General features: G+C 72.6%; 1 protein-coding gene. It reads left to right on the top strand.

Going from position 1 to position 343, the window contains the following annotated elements:
- Nucleotides 1-343 (top strand): glutamate-cysteine ligase family protein (locus ACTFO6_RS18160; RefSeq protein ID WP_439935794.1); only part of this gene is annotated, 343 nt, incomplete at both ends.

The following is a 343-nucleotide window of genomic DNA, read 5'->3' as shown; positions in this document are numbered from 1 at the left end:
GCGCTCCTTTCGGCGGCCGTGGAACGGGGTGAGTTCTCGCGCCGGGGAGGAATCGGCGGGCTGGAGCTGGAAGCGTGGATCGTGGACTGGCGGTGCGACCCCTTGCCCGCCAACGAGGCGCTGCTGGAGGCCCTTGCCTCGCCGGCGGTGGTGCCGGAACTCGCCAAGTTCAACTTCGAGATCAACGTCGAGCCCCAGGCCCTCGTAGGGCGCGGCCTCGCCCGGCTGGGCGAAGAGCTGGCCACCACCTGGAACCGGTGCCGCGCGGCGGCCGCCGGGCTCGGCGCCAGGGTGGCCGCCATTGGCACATTGCCCACGGCCCGGGACTCGGACATGGTGCTGG

Origin of the sequence: Pelomicrobium sp. G1 (assembly GCF_051905455.1) — a bacterium.
Classification (GTDB): domain Bacteria; phylum Pseudomonadota; class Gammaproteobacteria; order Burkholderiales; family UBA6910; genus Pelomicrobium.
This window is presented reverse-complemented; position numbering and strand designations above follow the sequence as displayed.